The sequence below is a fragment of the Marichromatium purpuratum 984 genome (assembly GCF_000224005.2).
In the GTDB taxonomy this organism is placed as follows: Bacteria; Pseudomonadota; Gammaproteobacteria; order Chromatiales; family Chromatiaceae; genus Marichromatium; species Marichromatium purpuratum.
Map to the genome: position 1 here is coordinate 3,451,698 of NZ_CP007031.1, position 19,682 is coordinate 3,471,379.

13 protein-coding genes are annotated in these 19,682 nt (G+C 68.3%); 8 read left to right on the plus strand and 5 right to left on the minus strand.

The genetic code is table 11. The features are described 5' to 3' along the window. The first annotated feature begins 195 nt into the window (after positions 1–195). Positions 196–2,142, plus strand: a complete 1,947-nt coding sequence (locus MARPU_RS14970) for an SEC-C domain-containing protein (RefSeq protein WP_005222778.1) — start codon at positions 196–198, stop codon at positions 2,140–2,142. Between the two features lie 36 nt (positions 2,143–2,178). Further along, positions 2,179–3,390: a BPSS1780 family membrane protein gene (locus MARPU_RS14975; RefSeq protein WP_005222779.1), complete on the plus strand. Its 1,212-nt coding sequence runs from the start codon at positions 2,179–2,181 to the stop codon at positions 3,388–3,390. Here MARPU_RS14975 and MARPU_RS14980 read toward each other — a convergent pair. Beyond that, positions 3,387–5,588: a YgiQ family radical SAM protein gene (locus MARPU_RS14980; RefSeq protein ID WP_025275390.1), complete on the minus strand. Its 2,202-nt coding sequence runs from the start codon at positions 5,586–5,588 to the stop codon at positions 3,387–3,389. The two genes, MARPU_RS14975 and MARPU_RS14980, sit on opposite strands and share 4 nt — an antisense overlap. A gap of 435 nt (positions 5,589–6,023) precedes the next feature. Here MARPU_RS14980 and pomA point away from each other — a divergent pair, with 435 nt between their 5' ends. Genes pomA through MARPU_RS14995 form a run of 3 tightly spaced genes read left to right on the plus strand, consistent with a single transcriptional unit; the run spans position 6,024 to position 8,257 of the window. Further along, entirely contained in the window at positions 6,024–6,788 is a 765-nt protein-coding gene (pomA, locus tag MARPU_RS14985) for a flagellar motor protein PomA (protein ID WP_005222782.1), read from the plus strand. A 36-nt stretch (positions 6,789–6,824) separates the two neighbouring features. After that, a complete protein-coding gene (gene tssL, locus MARPU_RS14990) occupies positions 6,825–7,679 on the plus strand; it encodes a type VI secretion system protein TssL, long form (protein WP_005222784.1) in 855 nt (284 codons plus the stop codon). Next, positions 7,676–8,257 (plus strand): PilZ domain-containing protein, encoded by a 582-nt coding sequence (locus MARPU_RS14995; RefSeq protein WP_005222786.1) that lies wholly within the window; start codon positions 7,676–7,678, stop codon positions 8,255–8,257. Before tssL ends, MARPU_RS14995 begins: the two co-directional genes overlap by 4 nt. Before the next feature lie 47 nt (positions 8,258–8,304). Here the strand turns inward: MARPU_RS14995 and MARPU_RS15000 are convergent, their stop codons facing one another. Both MARPU_RS15000 and MARPU_RS15005 read right to left on the minus strand, forming a co-directional pair. After that, positions 8,305–11,412, minus strand: a complete 3,108-nt coding sequence (locus MARPU_RS15000) for an efflux RND transporter permease subunit (protein WP_005222788.1) — start codon at positions 11,410–11,412, stop codon at positions 8,305–8,307. Between the two features lie 90 nt (positions 11,413–11,502). After that, a complete protein-coding gene (locus MARPU_RS15005) occupies positions 11,503–12,678 on the minus strand; it encodes an efflux RND transporter periplasmic adaptor subunit (RefSeq protein ID WP_005222790.1) in 1,176 nt (391 codons plus the stop codon). A 139-nt stretch (positions 12,679–12,817) separates the two neighbouring features. Here MARPU_RS15005 and MARPU_RS15010 point away from each other — a divergent pair, with 139 nt between their 5' ends. Further along, on the plus strand, positions 12,818–13,402 hold the full coding sequence (locus MARPU_RS15010; protein WP_005222791.1) for a TetR/AcrR family transcriptional regulator: 585 nt from the start codon (positions 12,818–12,820) through the stop codon (positions 13,400–13,402). Between the two features lie 3 nt (positions 13,403–13,405). Here MARPU_RS15010 and MARPU_RS15015 read toward each other — a convergent pair whose 3' ends face one another. Further along, on the minus strand, positions 13,406–13,699 hold the full coding sequence (locus MARPU_RS15015) for an RNA-binding protein (protein WP_005222792.1): 294 nt from the start codon (positions 13,697–13,699) through the stop codon (positions 13,406–13,408). A 31-nt stretch (positions 13,700–13,730) separates the two neighbouring features. Then, positions 13,731–15,365, minus strand: coding sequence for a methyl-accepting chemotaxis protein (locus tag MARPU_RS15020; protein WP_005222794.1), 1,635 nt, complete (start codon positions 15,363–15,365; stop codon positions 13,731–13,733). A gap of 345 nt (positions 15,366–15,710) precedes the next feature. On the opposite strand from MARPU_RS15020, the gene MARPU_RS18100 reads away from it, so the two are divergent. Both MARPU_RS18100 and MARPU_RS15030 read left to right on the plus strand, forming a co-directional pair. Next, a complete protein-coding gene (locus tag MARPU_RS18100; protein WP_005222796.1) occupies positions 15,711–16,835 on the plus strand; it encodes a methyl-accepting chemotaxis protein in 1,125 nt (374 codons plus the stop codon). Between the two features lie 256 nt (positions 16,836–17,091). Beyond that, complete coding sequence (locus MARPU_RS15030; protein ID WP_005222797.1) at positions 17,092–19,644, plus strand: methyl-accepting chemotaxis protein; 2,553 nt, start codon at positions 17,092–17,094, stop codon at positions 19,642–19,644. Positions 19,645–19,682 lie beyond the last annotated feature (38 nt).

Consider the following 19,682-nt stretch of genomic DNA (forward strand, 5'->3'; position numbering starts at 1 on the left):
GATCGCCCCAACTATAACGCCCCAGACCCCGGCACCAGGCCACACAAGCCCGAGGTGACGGGTTACAATGGTTTCCAGCACTGTCTCCCGGAGACGCGCCGGGCCGGATCTGGGTCCGTACACTGCCCGGGCGACGCCGAACCGACGGGGCGCGATCGTGGAGCATGCGCCCCGAACTGCGCGGAGGAACGCGTCATGTTCCACCCAGAAAGCGCCGAAACCGATCGTTTCGAGCAAGTCATCGTCCAATCGATCCGACGCATTCTCGCCGCCGCCGGTCCCGAGGAGTTCCTCGCCTGGGCGCAGGCACAGATCCCCGACCTGCTCGGGCTCTCGGTCGGCCCCCTCGACGACGACGAACACCGCCGACTCGCCGGGCTGCTGGGGATGGCGATCTGGAACGCCGCGCCGACGCCGGCCAATGGCTTCCGACCCAGCCCGCTGAGCGATCTCGCCGACGACGCCCCCTGCCCCTGCGGCTCGGGACAACGTTACCGCGACTGCTGCGCCACGCTCGAGGAGCTGCCCGAGCTGTCCACCGAACTGATCTGGGAGTTCCTGCTCGACGAGCTCTCGGACGGCGAGTTGCGCGAGGCTCTGCGCCTCGGCGCGGTGCCCGGGCCGCTGCTGGCGCGGGTCGCCGACCGCTGGCTCGAGGAGGACCACCCGCGCCGTGTCGTCAATCTGCTCGAGCCGCTGTTCGCCGGTTCGCTCGCCACGCTCGACGCGCGCTACGAGCCGGCGCTCGATCTGCTCTGCGACGCCTATGACCGGCTCGATCACTGGCGCAAGAAGCGCGCCTTCCTCGAACGCCTGAGCAACGGCGACAACCGCGTGCTGAGCGCCGCGGCCTGGCAGCGCCGCAGCGCCATGGCGATCGACGAGGGCGACTTCGAGCAGGCCACCGCGGCCTTCACCGAGGCGCTGCGCAACGGCCCCGACTCGCCCGGCACCGCGCTGCTCGAGATCACCCTGCTCGCCGCCCAGCACCGCGATCGACTGGCGCGCGAGCGCGCGCGTTTCTGGCTGCACCGCTTCCGCCGCCAGGGCGAGGTCGAGCCGGGCTTCCTCGACTTCCTCGCCCAGGCCATCGAGGACCCCCAGACGGCCCTGGTCGACACCCATGCCGACTCACTCGACCCCGACCTGGTGGACCTGCACGACTGGATGACGGTGGCAACCGCACGCCCGCTGCCACGGCTCGACGCGGTCCCGGCACGCGATCATCTCCCAGAGATCGCGGCCGGCCAACTGGCGCTGTTCGAGGGCGCGCCAGCGGATCACGCACCCATCGAGGCGGATGAGGGCGCGGTCTGGAGCAGCCCGGCGCAACTGCGCGCCCCGGTCGCGACGCGCCGCATCGAGCGGCGCTGGCGTGCCCGCTTCCCCAGCGACAAGCCGACCTCGATCCAGCTCGCGCCCCACGACGCCCACGCGATCTGGGAAGACACCGCATGGCTCGACCACCTGCTCGGCCACCCCGAGCTGGCCGACAGCCTGGAGGTACTCGACGATCTCGCCACCGCGCTCTACGCCCACCCCGAGAGCGCCCTGCCGTGGATGGCGAACGCCCTGCTGCGTCCCCTGCTCGAACGCGCCTGGTCGATGATCACCTCGGCGGTGCCGGCAGGCGGTCATGACCATCTGCCGTGGTCGATCACCGCCAATCGCCCGGCGCTGCGACTGCTCTTCCGGCGCTATCTCTATCTCGCCGCCGAGGACGAACAGGAGGCCGCGACCGCCACTCTCGAGACACTGCTGCGGCTCAATCCCCAGGACAACCACGGGGTACGCGCCGAGCTGATGAACCACTATCTGCGCGTCGGGCTCGACGAGCACGCGCTGGCGCTCGCCGCGCGCTTCCCCGACGACCTGCTGGCCGACCTCGCCTATGGCGAGGTACTCGCGCTCTATCGTCTCGGTCGCCAGGAACGCGCCCGGCAGGCGCTGGGACGGGCGATGCACCGACTGCCGCGCATCCCCCACTACCTCACCCGCAAACGCATCAAGCGCCCGCAGCTCGACCCGCACGGGATCACCCCAGGCGGCGAGGATCAGGCCTGGCTCTATCGCGAAGCGATGCGCGATGTCTGGGCCGCCGAACCCGGTATCCTCGCCTGGCTGAAGCGGCTCACCGCCTGACCCGGATTCCCGCGTCCAACCACAGGAACCGTATCGATGGAAGCACGCTATCGCATCGTATTCACCGGTGAACTCGCCCCTGGCAAGAAGGTCCAGACGGTGGTCCCCGAACTCGCCGCCAAGTTCCGCATGCGCAAGGAGCAGGCCCGCGAGATCCTCCTCGGCGGCGCCGAGCAGACGCTCAAGCACGACCTGCCCGAACACAAGGCCGAGCGCTATCGCGAGGCGCTCGAGGCGATCGGGCTGATGGTGCGCATCGAGCGCCAGGACACGCCGCAGGAGGCCCCGGAGACCGCCGTCCCGGCGCGCGACGAGCGCCCGTCGATGAGCGGCGCCACACGCTGTCCCAAGTGCGGCGCCCTGGAGGTCTCGCCGGTGACCGGGGTCTGCCAGGCCTGCGGGGTGGTCGCCGAGCGCTACCAGGCCAACCAGACGCGCCCCGAGGCCGCCGACCCCTATGCCCCGCCCCAGGCCGACCTCACCCCGCCGTGCGCCGACACCGGCGACGACCAGCTCCAGGATCCGGTCGCCGTCGGCGCCGGACGCGGCTGGGGTTGGGTGGCCGACGGCTGGTCGCTGTTCCGCGCCCAGCCGCTGCCCTGGATCGGCGCCCTGGTGGTGTTCTATCTGATCCTGATCGTCGTCAACCTGGTACCGGTGGTCGGCGGCCTCGCCAGCACCGTGCTCGGTCCGATGTTCACCGGCGGGCTGATGCTCGGCGCTCATGCGCAATATCGCGGCGAGCGTTTCGGCGTCGCCCATCTGTTCGCCGGCTTCAGCACCCGGCCCGGCCCCCTGGCGCTGATCGGGGCGCTCTATCTCGCCCTGACCATCGCCATCGTCGCGGTGATCATGCTGCTGATGCTCGGGCTCGGACTCGGCGCCGCCGCCCTCACCCCGATGACCGGCGCGCCGTTCGATCCGGCCGCGGTCGACCCGATGGCGACCATGGCCCCCGGGGTGGTGCTGGGGATGGTCGCGGTGATCGCGCTGCTGGTCATCCCGCTGGTGATGGCGACCCTGTTCGCGCCGGCGCTGGTGGCGATCGAGGGCGTGGCGGTGCTGCGCGCCTTCAAGCTGAGCTTCATCGGCTGTCTGCGCAACATCCTGCCCTTCCTGGTCTATGGCCTGGTGGCCTTCGGACTGCTGATCGTCGGCTCGCTCCCGCTGATGCTCGGGCTGCTGGTGGTGATCCCGCTGCTGTTCCTCGCCATCTATCGCGCCTATCGCGATATCTACTACGGCTAGCGCTCGCGGCGGCCCTTGCCGCCGCCACGCCCGACGGCGGGGCGACGTCCCTTCTCGGCCTTGCGCCGCCCCTCCGTCCCGACGTTCGGCTTGGCCGACCCGCGCCCGGCCTTGCGCTGGGGCGAGGACGATGGGCGTCGCGCAGGGCGCGCCACACTGCCGTCGGGACGCCGCCGCCCCTCGGGAGCGCCGCCGGTGCCAGCAGGCTGGAAACTCGGCACCAGGTGGCGCTTGCCGTTGCCGATGAGATCGGCGCGTCCCATGTCCTTGAGCGCGCGACGCAGCAGCGGCCAGTTCTCGGGGTCGTGATAGCGCAGCAGCGCCTTGTGCAGCCGGCGCTGACGCTGACCGCGCGGCACCACCACCCGCTCGGCGTCGCGATGGACCCGTTTGAGCGGGTTGAGACCGGTGTGGTACATGGTCGAGGCCGGCGACAACGGGGTCGGCAGGAAGGCCTGTACCTGATCGACGCGCAGCCCGTGACGCTTGAGCCAGAGCGCGAGGTTGACCATGTCGAGGTCGGTGGTGCCGGGGTGGGCGGCGATGAAGTAGGGGATCAGATACTGCTCCTTGCCAGCCTCGCGCGAGTAGCGCTCGAACAGCTCGCTGAAGCGGTCGAAGATCTCGATCCCGGGCTTCATCATCATCGCCAGCGGCCCGGCCTCGGTATGCTCGGGAGCGATCTTGAGATAACCGCCGACATGATGGGTGACCAGCTCGCGGATATAGGCCGGAGAGCGCAGCGCGAGGTCGTAGCGCAGCCCCGAGGCGATGCGAATGCGCTTGATCCCGGAGACCGCGCGCGCCTTGCGATAAAGCTCGATCAGCGGCGCGTGGTCGGCGTCGAGGTTGCGACAGATCTGCGGATAGATGCACGAGAGCCGCCGGCAGGCGGTCTGCGCCCTGGGGTTCTTGCAGGCCATCCGCCACATGTTGGCGCTGGGACCGCCGAGGTCCGAGATCGAGCCCTTGAAGCCGGGGGTGCGATCGCGGATCTCCTCGACCTCGCGCAGCACCGAGGCCTCCGAGCGACTCTGCACGATGCGCCCCTCGTGCTCGGTGATCGAGCAGAAGCTGCAGCCGCCGAAGCAGCCACGCATCATGTTGACCGAACAGCTGATCATCTCCCAGGCCGGCAGGCGCGCATCGCCATAGCTCGAGTGCGGACGACGCGCGAAGGGCAGCTCGAAGAGGCGATCGAGTTCGGTGGTGGTCAGCGGGATCGGCGGCGGATTGAGCCAGACGTCGCGCGCGCCGTGCGCCTGCACCAGGGCGCGGGCGTTGCCCGGATTGGTCTCGAGGTGGAACACCCGCGAGGCATGGGCGTAGAGCACCGGGTCGTCGCGGACCTGCTCGAACGACGGCAACCGGATCACGGTATGGGCGCGCTCGGCGCGCGCCGGCACCGGCGGGCGCGGCGGCGGGGTCTCGGGACAGGGCGGCTGCTCGGCATAGGGGTTGGGGTGCGGATCGACCCGCCCGGGACAATCGAGCACGCCGGCGTCGAGTTCGCTCCAGCCGGCGAGCGGCCCCTTGGTCATGAAGGCGGTGCCGCGCAGATCGCGGATAGTCTCGACCGGCTCGCCGGCGGCGAGCCGGTGAGCGAGTTCGACCAGCGCCCGCTCGGCGTTGCCGAACAGCAGCAGATCGGCCTTGGAGTCGGCGAGGACGCTGCGTCGCACCGTTTCCGACCAGTAGTCGTAGTGGGCGATGCGCCGCAGGCTCGCCTCGATCCCGCCGAGTACCACCGGCACCCCCTTGAACGCCTCGCGCGCACGCTGGGCATAGACCACGGCGGCGCGGTCCGGACGCCGTCCGGGCACGGCGTCCGGGGTGTAGGCGTCATCCGAGCGCAACCGGCGCTCGGCGGTGTAGTGGTTGACCATCGAGTCCATGTTGCCGCCGGTGACGCCGAAGAACAGGTTCGGTCGGCCCAGACGGCGGAAGTCCTCCGCCGTGGTCCAGTCGGGCTGGGCGATGATGCCGACACGAAAGCCCTGCGACTCGAGCACCCGGCCGATGATGGCCATGCCGAAGGAGGGGTGATCGACATAGGCATCACCACAGATGATGACGACGTCGCAGCTGTCCCAGCCGAGCAGGTCCATCTCGGCGCGGCTCATCGGCAGCTCCGGGGCGGTGCCGAACTTGTGGGCCCAGTAGCGACGGTAGGAGAAGATATCTTGGGGAGTGTTCATCGACGGCGGGCGGCATGACTCGGGGCAATCGCTCATTCTATAACCTGACACCGAGCGGCACCGAGCACACGGTCATCGTGCGCTGGACCCTCGGCAACCGATCGCTGACAATCTGTGGTTGCGGGCCGCCGATCCGACACCTCCGAGTGAGTGCGTGTATTGGACGGTCGGCGCGGAAAACGTGACCGACACCCGGAAAATCATCGTTTTCCCCTGGAAAGCCGCGACGCGCCGCACCATGTCGAGCGTTTCGCGGGACGACAAGCCATCGACCTCGGAGCGGGTCCCCCGTCACCGCCGACCCCGCGCGCAACTCGCCAGACCACCCAACCATGGTCCGTGCGACGATAACGACGGGGCACGACCGACCCAGGGCGCATGGCGCCCGATGATGGCGAGACACCTCGATACGGGCGCAACAGGAGAGAAGACGAAGTGGATCTGGCGACCTTACTGGGCATGATCGGTGCCAGCGGTGTCATCATCGGCGCGATCGCGCTCGGTGGCGACGTCATGCTTTTCATCAACGTCCCCTCGCTGCTGATCGTCATCGGCGGCACCGCATTCGCGGTGATGTTCCGCGCCACCATGGGACAGTTCATCGGCAGCTTCAAGGTCGCCATGGGGGCCTTCTTCAGCAAGAACGTGGCCCCGCAGACACTGATCGAAGAGGCCGTCGAGCTGGCTAATGTCGCACGCAAGGAGGGCATCCTCGCGCTCGAGGGTCGCGAGATCTCCCACCCCTTCCTCGAGACCGGCATCAGCATGTGCATCGACGGCCATCCCCCGGAGGTGGTGCAGAAGGTGCTCAGCAAGGACATCAACCTCACCATCCAACGTCAGGAGGCCGGCTACAGCGTGTTCAAGGCCACCGGCGACGTCGCCCCGGCGATGGGCATGATCGGCACCCTGATCGGTCTGGTGCAGATGCTCGCCAACATGGACGACCCCAAGGCGATCGGCCCGGCGATGGCCGTCGCCCTGCTCACCACGCTCTATGGCGCGGTGATCGCCAACGCCTTTGCCATCCCCATCGCCGAGAAGCTCAAACTGCGCAGCATCGAGGAGAAACTCAACAAGTCATTGATCCTGGAGTCGATCTCGGGGATCCAGGAGGGCGTCAACCCGCGCGTGCTGGAGCAAATGCTGATGACCTATCTGCCCGAGAGCCAGCGCCAGAGCGGCGACAAGGACGGCTGATGCCGTCCGCACAACAGCAAGCGGAGGTAGCGGGCGATGGCCGAGGAATGTGAATGCGAAGAGGTCGAGTGCGAGGCCGGCGCGCCGGCCTGGATGTCGACCTTCGCCGACCTGATGTCGCTGCTGATGGTCTTCTTCGTGCTGCTGCTGTCCTTCTCCGAGATGGACGTGCTCAAGTACAAGCAGATCGCCGGCTCGATGAAGATGGCCTTCGGCGTGCAACGCATGGTTGATGCCGACGACATCCCCAAGGGCACCAGCATCATCGCCCAGGAGTTCTCCCCGGCGCAGCCTCAGCCGACGGTGGTCAACGAGGTCCGACAGCAGACCGCCGACGATCTCAAGTCGGAGCTACGCATCGTCGACCCGGCGGTGATCGATGCGCAGAAGAAGGCCGAAGAGGTCGAGAAGGCGCTCGAACTGGAGATCAAGAAGGGCTTGCTGGAGGTCACCACCATCGACGATCAGGTGGTAGTGCGCATCCGCGAGAAGGGCTCTTTCCCCTCGGCCTCGGCACGGGTCAGCGCCGAGTTCCTCGGCGTGCTGCAGAAGATCGCCAAGGCGTTGAGCAAGGTCGAGGGCAAGATCCTGGTCGCCGGACACACCGATGACATCCCGATCCAGACCCGCGAGTTCGCCTCCAACTGGGTGCTCTCGGCGGCACGCGCTGCGGCGGTGGCCCATGCCGTGACCCAGAACGGCTGGATCGATCCGCAACGCGTGGAGATCCGCGCGCACGCCGACAACCACCCGCTCGAATCCAACGACACCGCCGAGGGACGCGCCAGCAACCGGCGCGTCGAGATCATCGTGCTCGGCGACCGCAGCACCGAACTGCTGCTCGAGAACGCCCTGCAGGCGATCGGGAGCGAGGAAACCATCCCACAATGACCATGCATGAACGAGGTGATCGCAAGCAACAGGAGCAGGAGCGGCGCCGCTTCTTCCGCATCGACGACACCGTCGGCCTGCGCCTGAGCCCGATCCCGCCCGCCGCCGAGGCGCGAGCACTCACCGATTTCAACGAGCGCAGCAGCGATGTCGGCCTGCTCAACGAGCTGCATGCCATCCGTGACCAGGCGCTGCCCCAACGGCGCAAGCTCGAATACAAGTTCCCCACCGTTGCCGCCTACATCAAGGTGGTCGAGCGCCAGATCGAGATGCTCACCATCGCCTTCGAGTCGCGCCAGCACGGCGGCGAACTCGAACCGCGCGAGGTCAACCTCAGCGCCCAGGGGATGTGTCTCGCACTCGATCCGCCACCGGCACCGGGCAGCCTGCTTGAGATCGAGTTGCAGCTGCTCCCGGAGGGCAACCGCATCCTCACCCTGGGACGAGTGCTCGAACGCCACGAGGGCCCCAGCGCGATCGAGTTCGAGCAGCTGCGCGATGCCGACCGCGAGGCGATCGTGCGTCACATCCATGCCCTGCAGCTGCGCCGACTGCGCCAGGAGAACGGGCTCGACTGAGCCGCAGCGCGTCGCGCCGGGTCGATGACCGACCCGGCATCATGCCCTCAGGCGCGCGGCGCGGCGCGGCGGTTCATCCGCCCGCGCACCAGCACGAAGAACAGCGGCACGAACAGCACCCCGAGCAGGGTGCTGGCGACCACGCCGCCGAGCACGCCGGTGCCGATCGCGTGCTGACTGCCCGAACCGGCACCACTGCTCAGCGCCAGCGGCAGCACGCCGAAGCCGAACGCCAGCGAGGTCATCACGATCGGGCGGATACGCATCCGCGCCGCCTCGATCGCCGCCTCGATCGCACTCTTGCCCTGCTCCTGCAGGGTGCGGGCGAACTCGACGATGAGGATGGCGTTCTTCGCCGCCAGACCGATGGTGGCGAGCAACCCGACCTGGAAGTAGATGTCGCTCGGCAAGCCGCGCCCGGTGGCGGCGAGCACCGCGCCGAGCACCCCGAGCGGCACCGCCAGCATCACCGCGAAGGGCACCGACCAACTCTCGTAGAGCGCGGCCAGGGCGAGGAACACCACCAGCGCCGAGAGCGCGTAGAGCGCCGGGGCCTGGGCGCCGGCGGCGCGCTCCTCGAAGGAGATCCCGGTCCACTCCATGCCGATGCCCGGCGGCAGCTTGTCGACCAGCGACTCGACCACCGCCATCGCCTCGCCCGAGCTGACCCCAGGGGCGGCCTGACCCAGCACCTCGGCCGAGGCCAGGCCGTTGTAGCGCTCCAGGCGCGGCGAGCCATAGGTCCACTCGCCCGCGGCGAAGGCCGAGAAGGGCACCATCTCGCCGTGCTCGTTGCGCACGTACCAGGCATCGAGGTCCTCGGGCTGCATGCGGAAGCCGGCATCGGCCTGCATGTAGACCTTCTTCACCCGCCCGGCGTGGACGAAGTCGTCGATATAGGCGCTGCCCCAGGCACTCGACAGGGTGTCGTTGATATCGGCCAGCGACAGCCCGAGCGCACCGGCCTTGGTGCGATCGACCTCGATCTGGTACTGCGCCTCGTCCATCCGACCGTTGGGCCGAACCCCCACCAGCGCGGGGTGCTCGGCGGCCATCCCCAGCAGTTGACCACGCGCGGCCATCAGCGCCTCGTGGCCGAGTTCGCCCTGGTCCTGCAGTTGCAGATCCCAGCCGGTGGCGTTGCCGAGTTCGATCACCGGCGGCGGCGCGAAGGCGAACACCTGGGCGTCGCGGACCCGCGCGAAGCGCTGCATCGCCCGTCCAGCCAGCGCCTTGACCTGCTGATCCGGGCGCGGTCGCAGCTCCCAGTCCTTCAGCTGGACGAAGCCGATGGCCATGTTCTGCCCCTGACCGGCGAAGCTGAAGCCGGCGACGGTGATCAGCTGCTCGACCGTCTCCTGCTCATCCTCGAGGAAGTAGTGCTCGACCTCGCGAACCACCTCCAGGGTGCGCTCCTGGCTCGCCCCCGAGGGCAGCACCACCTGCACCACCAGGATGCCCTGGTCCTCATCTGGCAGGAAGGCGGTGGGCATGCGCATGTAGAGCATGGCGAGCACGCCGACCAGCGCCAGATAGAGCCCGAGGAACACCCAGCGCCGACGGACGATGCCGCCGACGCTGCGGGTATAGCCGCCGACGCTGCGCTCGAAGTTGCGGTTGAACCAACCGAAGAAACCGCGATCCGGGGCGTGATCGGTGCGCTTGAGCAGGGTCGCGGTGAGCGCCGGGCTGAGGGTCAGGGCGACCACCACCGACAGCAGCATGGCCGAGACGATGGTCACCGAGAACTGCCGATAGATCACCCCGGTCGAGCCGCCGAAGAAGGCCATCGGCACGAACACCGCCGAGAGCACCAGGGCGATGCCGATCAGCGCGCTGGTGATCTGGTCCATCGAACGCCGGGTCGCCTCGCGCGGCTCCAGCCCCTCCTCGTGCATCACCCGCTCGACGTTCTCCACCACCACGATGGCGTCGTCGACCAGCAGGCCGATGGCCAGCACCATGGCGAACAGGGTCAGGGTGTTGATCGAGTAGCCGAAGGCGGCGAGCACGCCGAAGGTGCCGAGCAGCACCACCGGCACCGCGATCGCCGGGATCAGGGTGGCGCGCAGGTTCTGCAGGAACAGATACATCACCACGAACACCAGCAGCACCGCCTCGAGCAGGGTCTTGATCACCTCGTGGATGGAGATGCGCACGAAGGGCGTGGTGTCGTAGGGGAAGACCGCCTCGACCCCTTCGGGGAAGAAGGCCGCGAGTTCGTCGAGCTTGTGCCTGATCGCGTCGGCCGTCTCCAGCGCGTTGGCGCCGGTGGCCAGACGGATGCCCAGCCCCGAGGCGGGCTGACCGTTGTGGTGCGCGATCTTGCCGTAGGTCTCGCCGGCGAGCTCGATACGGGCGACGTCGCGCAGATGGACGGTGGCGCCATCGCTGGTGGTGCGCAACCGGATGGCGCCGAACGCCTCCGGGGTGCTCAGCCGATCCTGGACGTTGATGGTGGCGGTGATGCGCTGACCCGGCAGCGCCGGCTGCGCACCGAGCTCGCCGGCCGAGATCTGCGCGTTCTCGGCGCGCACCGCAGCGGCCACGTCGGCGGGGGTCAGGCCGTACTGGTTGAGCCGATTGGGGTCGAGCCAGAGGCGCATCGCGTACTGCGAGCCGAAGGCGGTGACCTCGCCCACGCCCTTGACCCGACTGATCGGGTCCTTGATGCGGCTGGCGACGAAGTCGCCGAGATCGGTGCGGTCGAGCCGACCATCACGCGAGACGAAGGCCACCACCATGAGGAAGTTGCGCACCGACTTGGCGACCTGGATGCCCTGCTGCTGCACCCTCTGCGGGAGCATCGGCAGCGCCAGCTGCAGCTTGTTCTGCACCTGCATCTGGGCGATATCGGGATCGATGTCGTTGTCGAAGGTCAGGGTGATCGCGGCGATGCCGGTCGACTCGCTGGTGGCCGACATGTAGCGCAGACCGTCGAGCCCGTTCATCTGCTGCTCGATGACCTGGGTGACCGAGTCCTCCAGGGTGCGCGCCGAGGCCCCCGGATAGGTCGCGGTGATGGTGATCGCCGGCGGCGCGATGTTGGGATACTGCGACACCGGCAGCCCCAGGATCGAGAGCACGCCGGCGAGCATGATGACGATGGCGATGACCCAGGCGAACACCGGGCGATCGATGAAGAAACGGGCCATGACGGGCGACCTCTGCTCCAGGATGGACGAATGCGCGAATGCAAGGGGTGGCGGCGCCGGGACCGACGCCGTCAACGGACGGAACGGGGCTTAGTCGCCCGCCGGCGCGGGCGAGTCGATCTCGACGGCGCGCACCTCGGCGCCCGCACGCGCCTTCTGCACGCCCTCGACGATCACCCGATCGCCGTGCTCCAGCCCGGCATCGATCAGCCATTGCCCGTCGATCGCGCGATCGACGGTCAGGGTGCGCTTGACGACCTGCCCGGCGGCATCGACCACCAGCGCCGTCGGCAATCCGCGCCGATCGTGTCGTACCCCCTGCTGGGGCACCAGGATCGCCTGCTCGCGCACCCCCTCCTCGACCAGGGCGCGCACGAACATCCCCGGCAACAACAGATGATCGGGGTTGGGGAAGGTCGCGCGCATGGTCACCGCGCCGGTGCCCGGATCCACCGTCACCTCGGAGAAGGCGAGACGGCCGGTCAGCGGGTACTCCGAGCCGTCCTCAAGGATCAGCCGCACCCGCGGTTGCTCGCCCTCAGGGCGCGACAGCCGACCATCGTCGAGCGCCTGGCGCAACTTCAGCAGCTGGGCGCTCGACTGGGTGATGTCGACATAGATCGGGTCGAGCTGACGCACCGTGACCAGCGCCAGCGACTGGTTGGCGGTGACCAGGGCGCCCTGGGTCACCACCGAGCGACCGACCCGGCCGTCGATCGGCGAGGTCACCCGGGTATAGGCGAGGTTGATACGGGCGGTGGCGAGCGCCGCCTCGTCGACCGCGACGGTGGCGATCGCCTCCTTGAGCGCGGCCTGGGCGTCGTCGTGATCCTCCTGGCTGACGGCATCGGCGCTCAGCAGGTCGGCATAGCGCGCGGCCTTGAGCCGGGCGCGCTCGAGCGCGGCGCGCGAGCGCGCGAGCGCCGCCTCGGCGCTGTCGTAAGCGGCCTGGTAGAGCGCGGCGTCGAGCTGGTAGAGCACCTGCCCGGCGTCGACATCCCCCCCTTCCTCGAACAGCCGCGCCTCAATGATACCGCCGACCTGCGGGCGCACCTCGGCGATGCGATAGGGGCTGGTGCGCCCCGGCAGCTCGGTGACCAGGGTAGTGGGACGCGCCGCGATCGTCACCACGCCGACCTCGGGTGGGGCGCCACTGGCGCCGGGTGCCCCACCCGGAGCACCGGCGGGACCACACCCGGTCAACGACAGGGCGAGTGCGAAGGGGTACAGGAGCACCGGAACCAGACGGCGACCGTCGAGTGTCATGACAACCTCGGGAAGAAGTGGATTGAACGTTCATTCTAGAATGAGCATTCAATTTAGTCAGCCATCCGGCCGACGTCAAGCGTAGAATGCGCCGAGATATTCCCGACACCAGCCGACCGATAGAGGGGAGGAGAGGACGATGCCGCAACCAACGGCGACACCCGAGCCACGCTGCGAGGCCAGACGCAGACAGATCCTCGCGGCCGCCGCCGTCTGTTTCGCCCGCGAAGGCTTCCACGGCGCCAGCATCGCCAAGATCTCCAAGGCCGCGGAGATGAGTCCGGGCCACATCTATCACTTCTTCGAGAACAAGGAGGCGATCATCGCTGCACTGGTCGAGCAAAAGCTCGAACAGTCACTGAGCATGGTGCGCCAGTTCGAGCGCGCCGAAGACGTGCATCAGGCGATGCAGGAGCGCGTCGACACCGGCGTCAACGAGCGCACCGACCTCGACCATGCCGCGCTGGAGCTGGAGATCCTCGCCGAGGCGGCGCGCAACCCGCGGGTGGCGGCGATCGTGCAGGCGGCCGATGCGGCCAAGCGCGAGCGGCTCTGTCGGTTGCTGGCCAGCGCCCGGGGCACGCCGCGCGGCGACGAGGCGGCGGCCACCGAGATCATCATGGCGCTGTTCGACGGGCTGGCCTCGCGCGCGATCAGCAACCCGACGCTCGACCGCGCCGCCCTGCTCGCCCCGCTGCAGGCGGCGCTGCGCGTGCTCAGCTGAGCGTCACCAGGGGTTGATCCGCCGCTCCGCGCCGCGCCATGCCGGATCGGGCACGCGCGGGCGATACTCCCGCACCACCAGAGGCCGTCCGCCGAGACAGCGTCCGTGCAACCGCGCAATCAGCGCCTCGCCCTCGACGCGCGAGGCGGTCCGGGCGACGAAGAAGTGATAGCGGCGCCGTCCACGGTCCTCACCGACATGGCGCCGGAAATCAGCACGCAGCCCGACCTCGCCGATGCAGGCATGCAGCTCCCGCAGGGTCGCGCGCCCCGGCAGGTTACCGATGAACACCTCCATCCACCCTCCCCGCCCGACGCCGCACGTGGACTCAGGCCTTGAAGCGGGTCGCTTCAGCCTGCAGCTCCTCGGCCAGCCGCTCGAGCTGCTGGCCGGCGTGCTCCAGCTCGGTCATGTTCTCGCTGGACCTGTGGTTGGCATCGCTGATCGCCACCACCCCCTGATTGATCTCGTTGGCCACCGCGGTCTGCTCCTCGGCGGCAGTGGCGATGCGGTTCATCATCTCCGAGATCCCATCGACCGCGCCGGTGATCGCCTCGAGTGACTCGCCGGCGCGCCCGACCCGTTCGACCGACAGCCCTGCGGCCTCCTGACTCTGTCCCATCTCCTGCGCGGCCTGCTGCGAACTCTGCTGCAGGCGCGCCACCATCGACTCGATCTCACGCGCCGAGGACTGGGTGCGACTGGCGAGGGTGCGCACCTCGTCGGCGACCACCGCGAAACCGCGCCCGGCCTCGCCGGCGCGCGCCGCCTCGATCGCGGCGTTGAGCGCGAGCAGATTGGTCTGCTCGGTGATGCTCTGGATGACGTCGAGCACCTTGCCGATGTCCTGGGCGTCGTTCTCGAGCGAGTGCAACACCCCGGCGGCGGTCTCGATACGCTCGGCCAGGCCGGTGATCGCCTCCACCGTCTCGTGCGCCTGGGCACGCCCCTGGTCGGAGAGCGACTTGGCCCCCTGCGCCGAGTCGGCGGCACTCGCGGTGTTGCGCGCGACCTCCTCGGCCGAGGCGGTCATCTCCTGCATTGCGGTGGCCACGTGCTCGGACTCGACGTTCTGCCGTGCTGCCCCCTCGCGAGCCTCGACCAGACTGCCCGACATCTGGGTGGCGGCCGAGGAAAGGCTGATCGCCGACCCGCCGAGACGCTTGACCAGCTCGCGGAAGTGCTCGAGCATCCGCGCGAAGGCATGGGCGATCTGGCCGATCTCGTTGTCGGTGTCGAGATCGATGGCGACCGAGAGATCGGAGTGCTCGACGATATGCAACATGGTCGCGCGCAGCTGGCCGAGCTGGCTGGTGATCGAACGATAGGTGACCCAGCCGAGCACGATCAACACCAGGGTCGTCAGCACCGCCAGGCCGATGAACAGCAGTCGCGAGTTGGCATAGAGTGCATTGGCGCGCTCTCGCTCCTCACCGGCGACCGCGAGCTGCAGCTCGACGAGTTCGGTGATCTTGGCGCTGATCGGATCGATCTGTTCGTAGAGCGGGCCATCGAAGGCATCGAGCCGACCAGCGACCACGCCCCGCATCCCGCCCAGCTCACGCTCGAGCGCGCCGATGGCACGATCGGCCGCAGTGAACAGCGTCCTCGCCTCGGCCACCAGCCGCTGCTCTTCCTCGGTCAGCTCGGTTTGCAGAAAGCTTGTCCAGTTGGACTCGATCTCGGTACGCGCCTCACGGATGCTGGCGAGTGCCTGCTCGGCGGTGAAACGTCCGGCGTTGGCCTTGTTGACCGCGTCGATGACGAACACCGCATAGTCGTCAGCGATGTCCTTGAGGCCCTGCAGAGGAACCACCCGGTCCTGATAGATGCGGTCGATCCCGCCATTGACCCGCTGCAACAGAGTCGTCGCCCCCCAGGTCAACACCACCATGGCGACGATGGGAATCAGCGCCAGGACCGCGAGCTTGGTGCTCACCTTCGCGTTGTCGATCAGTTTCATGAGCAAGGCTTCCAGCTAGACAGGCCCTGAGCGGGAACGGCTGGAGCGACTCCGGCGCACCAGTCAGCATCCAGCCGGACCACATGACAGCGACCACGACGGTCGGTGACGTTCCCGTCGCGTCCCGGCGGATCCCCGGCCCGAGTACGCGACGGCCAAAAAACCATATAGAATCCGAGGGCGTAATTGCGTTTTCGCAATCAATCCCGCCGCGCCCCAAACACCAGACGTGGTCGAGAACTCCGGCAAATCGAACCGGAACACGCTCGTCGACAGGCATCGACCACAGCCCCAAGGTCCCGCGGCCGCCGCTTCAATCATAGCAACGAGACCACCGGAGGCAGGATGTTCGTCGCCAAATCCACCCACCAGCGCATGGTCCAGCAACTGCGCGAGGAACATGCGGCGCTGCAGGCCGAGAACAGCAGGCTGCGCGAGGAACTCGAGCAGACCCGCGCGGCGCTCGCCGAGGCGAGCGAGGCAGGCGTTCGCGAGGACCAGCTCAACACCCTGATGGACAGTCAGAACACCCATACCCGCGCCAGCCTGCAGGACATCCAGGGCAATCTCGCCGGCTCGGTTGAGGACGCCAAGCACACCTTGAGGATGGTGACCGGCGTCACCGACGAGTTCACCGGCGTCGCCGACGAATTGGTGAACATCTCCGGCTTCCTCGCCAGCCTCGCCGGCACCGCCGGCGAGGCCAATCAGGTCGTCGGCCGGCTCTCGACCCATGCCGCGAGCATCAACGCCGTGCTCGGGCTGATCCGCACCATCTCGGAACAGACCAATCTGCTCGCGCTCAACGCCGCGATCGAGGCGGCGCGCGCCGGCGAGGCCGGGCGCGGCTTCGCGGTGGTCGCCGACGAGGTGCGCGCGCTCGCCGACAAGACCCGCGCGGCGATCACCGACACCCATGACGACATCCAGGAGATGATCGAGGCGGTCGGCAGCGTCGAGCAGATCTCCACCACCCTGGTCGACGGCGTGCGCGAGGTCGACGGCAAGGTCGGCGACTTCAAGCAACGTCTCGACCGCCTGCACGGCGAAGTCGACACCGCCTTCGTTGATGTCCGTCGAGTCTCCGACAGCGTCTTCATGAGCCTCGCCAAGCTCGACCACGTGCTGTGGAAGGTCAACACCTATGCCTCAGTGGCCGCGCGTGCTCCGGTCTTCGACTTCGTCGACCATCACCACTGCCGTCTCGGCCAGTGGTACGAGCACGGCGACGGCGAGGCCTTCTTCTCCGCCGCCGCTCACTACCGCGATCTCGAACCGCCGCACGCGCGCGTGCACCAGGCCACCGGCCAGATCTTCGAGCTGCTCGCCGAGACACCACCCGACTATGCCGCGCTACGCGCCGCGCTCGAGGAGATGGAGGACGACAGCCGTCAGGTGTTTCTCATCCTCGACAGCATTCGCGCCGATATCGAGCACGAAGCGGCCACCATCGAGCAAAGCCACGCCTGAACCACTCGGCATGAACAGGCTCACAGCAGGCAGCATCTGTCCCCGGCGTCCGCACGTTCTCCATTGGATCTACAGACGATCACCCCAACTACCCGAACAGCAAGCCGTTACCGGTCACTATCGAGTGCGAGCCAGCGTAGAGCGTACTCGCCGATATCAATAACCGCCGCGAACGGTCCGCACACCCAAACCAGGCGTGGCGACCACTCGTGTAGTCTCGCGCCAATCCGGGACAGGCAAGCACGGGGGTACAGTCATGATGTTGCTCAACAGACACTCGATCGGTTTCAGGATCGCACTGTGGTCGGGCCCGATCCTGGTGATACTCGGCTTCGGGATCACTTTCTATGCACTCTCGCAGATGAACTCGATGGCCGAGGCGCAGCGCGAGACCGCACTCGAGACCGCGCGCACGCTGATCGTCAACGCCACCCAAGAGCAGGCCGCGATCATCGAGGCCGACACCGAAGAGCCACTGGGCGTCGCCCGCACCCTCGCCCAGGCGCTCGGGGTGGCCGCGCGCAAGGACGCCGCAGAGATGACCGCCGCCGACTGGACACGGCTGAGCGAGCGCTATCGCGAACTCGAGGCAACCACGGCGATCGCGCGCGCCACCATCGCCGACTATGTCGCCGCTGCGCGGCGCGGCGAACTCACCCGCGCCGAGGCCCAACAACAGGCCATCGCCGCGATCCGCCGGATGCGCTCTGACGAGGGTGACTACACCTGGATCCAGGACCGTTCCAGCCCCTATCCGCGGATGGTGATGGACCCCAATGCACCCGCACTCGACGGTCGCGTACTCGACGACCCGAGCTACGACACTGCCATGAATGCCGGCAAGAACCTGTTCGTCGCTATCGACGAGCAGATCGCCGACGACGGCGAGGGCCACATCCATTACGACTGGACCCCGCCCGGTGAGGACACCGCCCGACCCAAGCTCGCCTTCGCGCGATTGGTGCCCGAGTGGGGCTGGGTGGTCGTCTCCTCGCTGTGGCTCGACGAGATGGCCTTCTTCTCGCGCGGCGACGTCAACCAGATGCTGCGTGCGGTGCTCGTCGAGCACCCCGACTATCTCGGTGTCTACACGGCCTGGGAACCCGACGCCTTCGACGGTGCCGACGCCCGCTATGCCAACACCCCCGACCACGACGCCAGCGGCCGCTTCATCCCCTACTGGAGCATCGATGCCTCCGGCACCCCCCATGTCGAGGCCCAGGTCGACTACGAGACCCCGGGCAAGGGTGATTTCTACCTGATCCCCCGCCAGACCCGTCAGGAACAGGTCATCGACCCCTACCTCTACCCGGTGCAGGGCGAGGAGCGGTTGATCACCTCGATGGTAGTCCCGGTGCTGCAGGGCGGGGCGTTTCGCGGCATCGTCGGTGTCGACCTCGAACTCGGCCACTTCCAGCGTCTTGCCGAAGAGACCGCCGCAGGTCTCTACGACGGCCGCGCCAAGGTCGCGCTGGTGGCCAACGACGGCACCATCATCGGTTCGAGCCGGCGCCCCGACATGGTCGGCAAGCCGCTCACCGAACTCACCGAGCAGGCCGAGCGCATCGTCGACACCCTGCGCCGGGGTGATCCGCTGCTGATCGAGAACGACCAGGAGGTGCTCGCCTTCACCCCGATCCAGCTCGGCGTCAACGACCGCCCCTGGGGCATCGGCGTCGGGGTACCGCTCGAGGCGATCACCGAGGCGGCTGACCAGACCGCAGCCGCCGCGCGACGCTCGGCGATGGTGATGGTCACGGTCTCGGTGGCGAGCATCGTCGCCGGCATCGTGCTGATGCTGCTGGTCACCCGCGCCATCGTGCGCCGCATCCAGCGACTCAGCCGAATGATGCACGACGTCGCCGAGGGTGAGGGCGATCTCACCCGCACCATCGAGATCCACGGCAAGGACGAGCTGGCCGAACTGGCCACCGCCTTCAACCTGTTCCAGAGCAAGCTGCGCGATCTCATCGCCGAAGTCGCCGGCGGCAATCAGCAACTGGCTGCCGCCGCCGAGCAACTCTCGGCCACCAGCCAGCAGACCGACGACCAGGTCCGGCGTCAGCAGGCCGAACTCGAACAGGTCGCCACGGCGATGAACGAGATGACCGCCACCGTCGCCGAGGTCGCGCGCAACGCCACCGAGGCGGCCGCGGCCACCCAACAGACCGACCAGGACGCCGGCGCCGGCAGCCAGGTGGTGGCCAGCTCGATCGCCTCGATCGAGGTCCTCTCACAGCGCGTCGAGGGGGCCACCGAGGTGATCGCCCGACTCTCCGAGGACTCGGCTGAGATCGGCAAGGTGCTCGATGTGATCCGTGGCATCGCCGAACAGACCAACCTGCTTGCGCTCAACGCCGCGATCGAGGCGGCGCGCGCCGGCGAGCAGGGACGCGGCTTCGCGGTGGTCGCCGACGAGGTCCGCACCCTGGCCAGCCGGACCCAGGCCTCGACCACCGAGATCCAGCAGATGATCGAGCGCCTGCAGTCGGGTACCAGCCAGGCGGTGGCGGCGATGGAGGAGAGCCGGACCCAGGCCCAGGAGAGCGTCGCCATGGCCGGCGAGGCGGGCAGCTCGCTCGAACAGATCACCCGTTCGGTCAGCACCATCAAGGACATGAACAGTCAGATCGCCAGCGCCGCCGAGGAACAGGCCGCCGTCTCCCAGGAGGTCGACCGCAACCTCATCAACACCACCCAGGCGATCGAGGGGGTGAGCGCCGGCGCTACCCAGATCAAGCACGCCGCCGGCGAACTGGCCGAGCTGGCCGCCGGCCAGCAGGCGCGCGTCGGTCGCTTCAAGGTCTGAGCGCCTGGGCGCCCCGGCCCAGGGACGGAACTCGGGGC

What these genes read in the sequence shown, in the direction of transcription:
- MARPU_RS14970 (WP_005222778.1), top strand. Translation starts at nt 196, where the DNA reads ATGTTCCACCCAGAAAGCGCCGAAACCGATCGTTTCGAGCAAGTCATC.
- MARPU_RS15015 (WP_005222792.1), bottom strand. Translation starts at nt 13,699, where the DNA reads ATGGAGGTGTTCATCGGTAACCTGCCGGGGCGCGCGACCCTGCGGGAG.
- MARPU_RS15000 (WP_005222788.1), bottom strand. Translation starts at nt 11,412, where the DNA reads ATGGCCCGTTTCTTCATCGATCGCCCGGTGTTCGCCTGGGTCATCGCC.
- tssL (WP_005222784.1), top strand. Translation starts at nt 6,825, where the DNA reads ATGGCCGAGGAATGTGAATGCGAAGAGGTCGAGTGCGAGGCCGGCGCG.
- MARPU_RS14995 (WP_005222786.1), top strand. Translation starts at nt 7,676, where the DNA reads ATGACCATGCATGAACGAGGTGATCGCAAGCAACAGGAGCAGGAGCGG.
- MARPU_RS18100 (WP_005222796.1), top strand. Translation starts at nt 15,711, where the DNA reads ATGTTCGTCGCCAAATCCACCCACCAGCGCATGGTCCAGCAACTGCGC.
- MARPU_RS15030 (WP_005222797.1), top strand. Translation starts at nt 17,092, where the DNA reads ATGATGTTGCTCAACAGACACTCGATCGGTTTCAGGATCGCACTGTGG.
- MARPU_RS15005 (WP_005222790.1), bottom strand. Translation starts at nt 12,678, where the DNA reads ATGACACTCGACGGTCGCCGTCTGGTTCCGGTGCTCCTGTACCCCTTC.
- MARPU_RS14975 (WP_005222779.1), top strand. Translation starts at nt 2,179, where the DNA reads ATGGAAGCACGCTATCGCATCGTATTCACCGGTGAACTCGCCCCTGGC.
- MARPU_RS14980 (WP_025275390.1), bottom strand. Translation starts at nt 5,588, where the DNA reads ATGAACACTCCCCAAGATATCTTCTCCTACCGTCGCTACTGGGCCCAC.
- MARPU_RS15010 (WP_005222791.1), top strand. Translation starts at nt 12,818, where the DNA reads ATGCCGCAACCAACGGCGACACCCGAGCCACGCTGCGAGGCCAGACGC.
- MARPU_RS15020 (WP_005222794.1), bottom strand. Translation starts at nt 15,365, where the DNA reads ATGAAACTGATCGACAACGCGAAGGTGAGCACCAAGCTCGCGGTCCTG.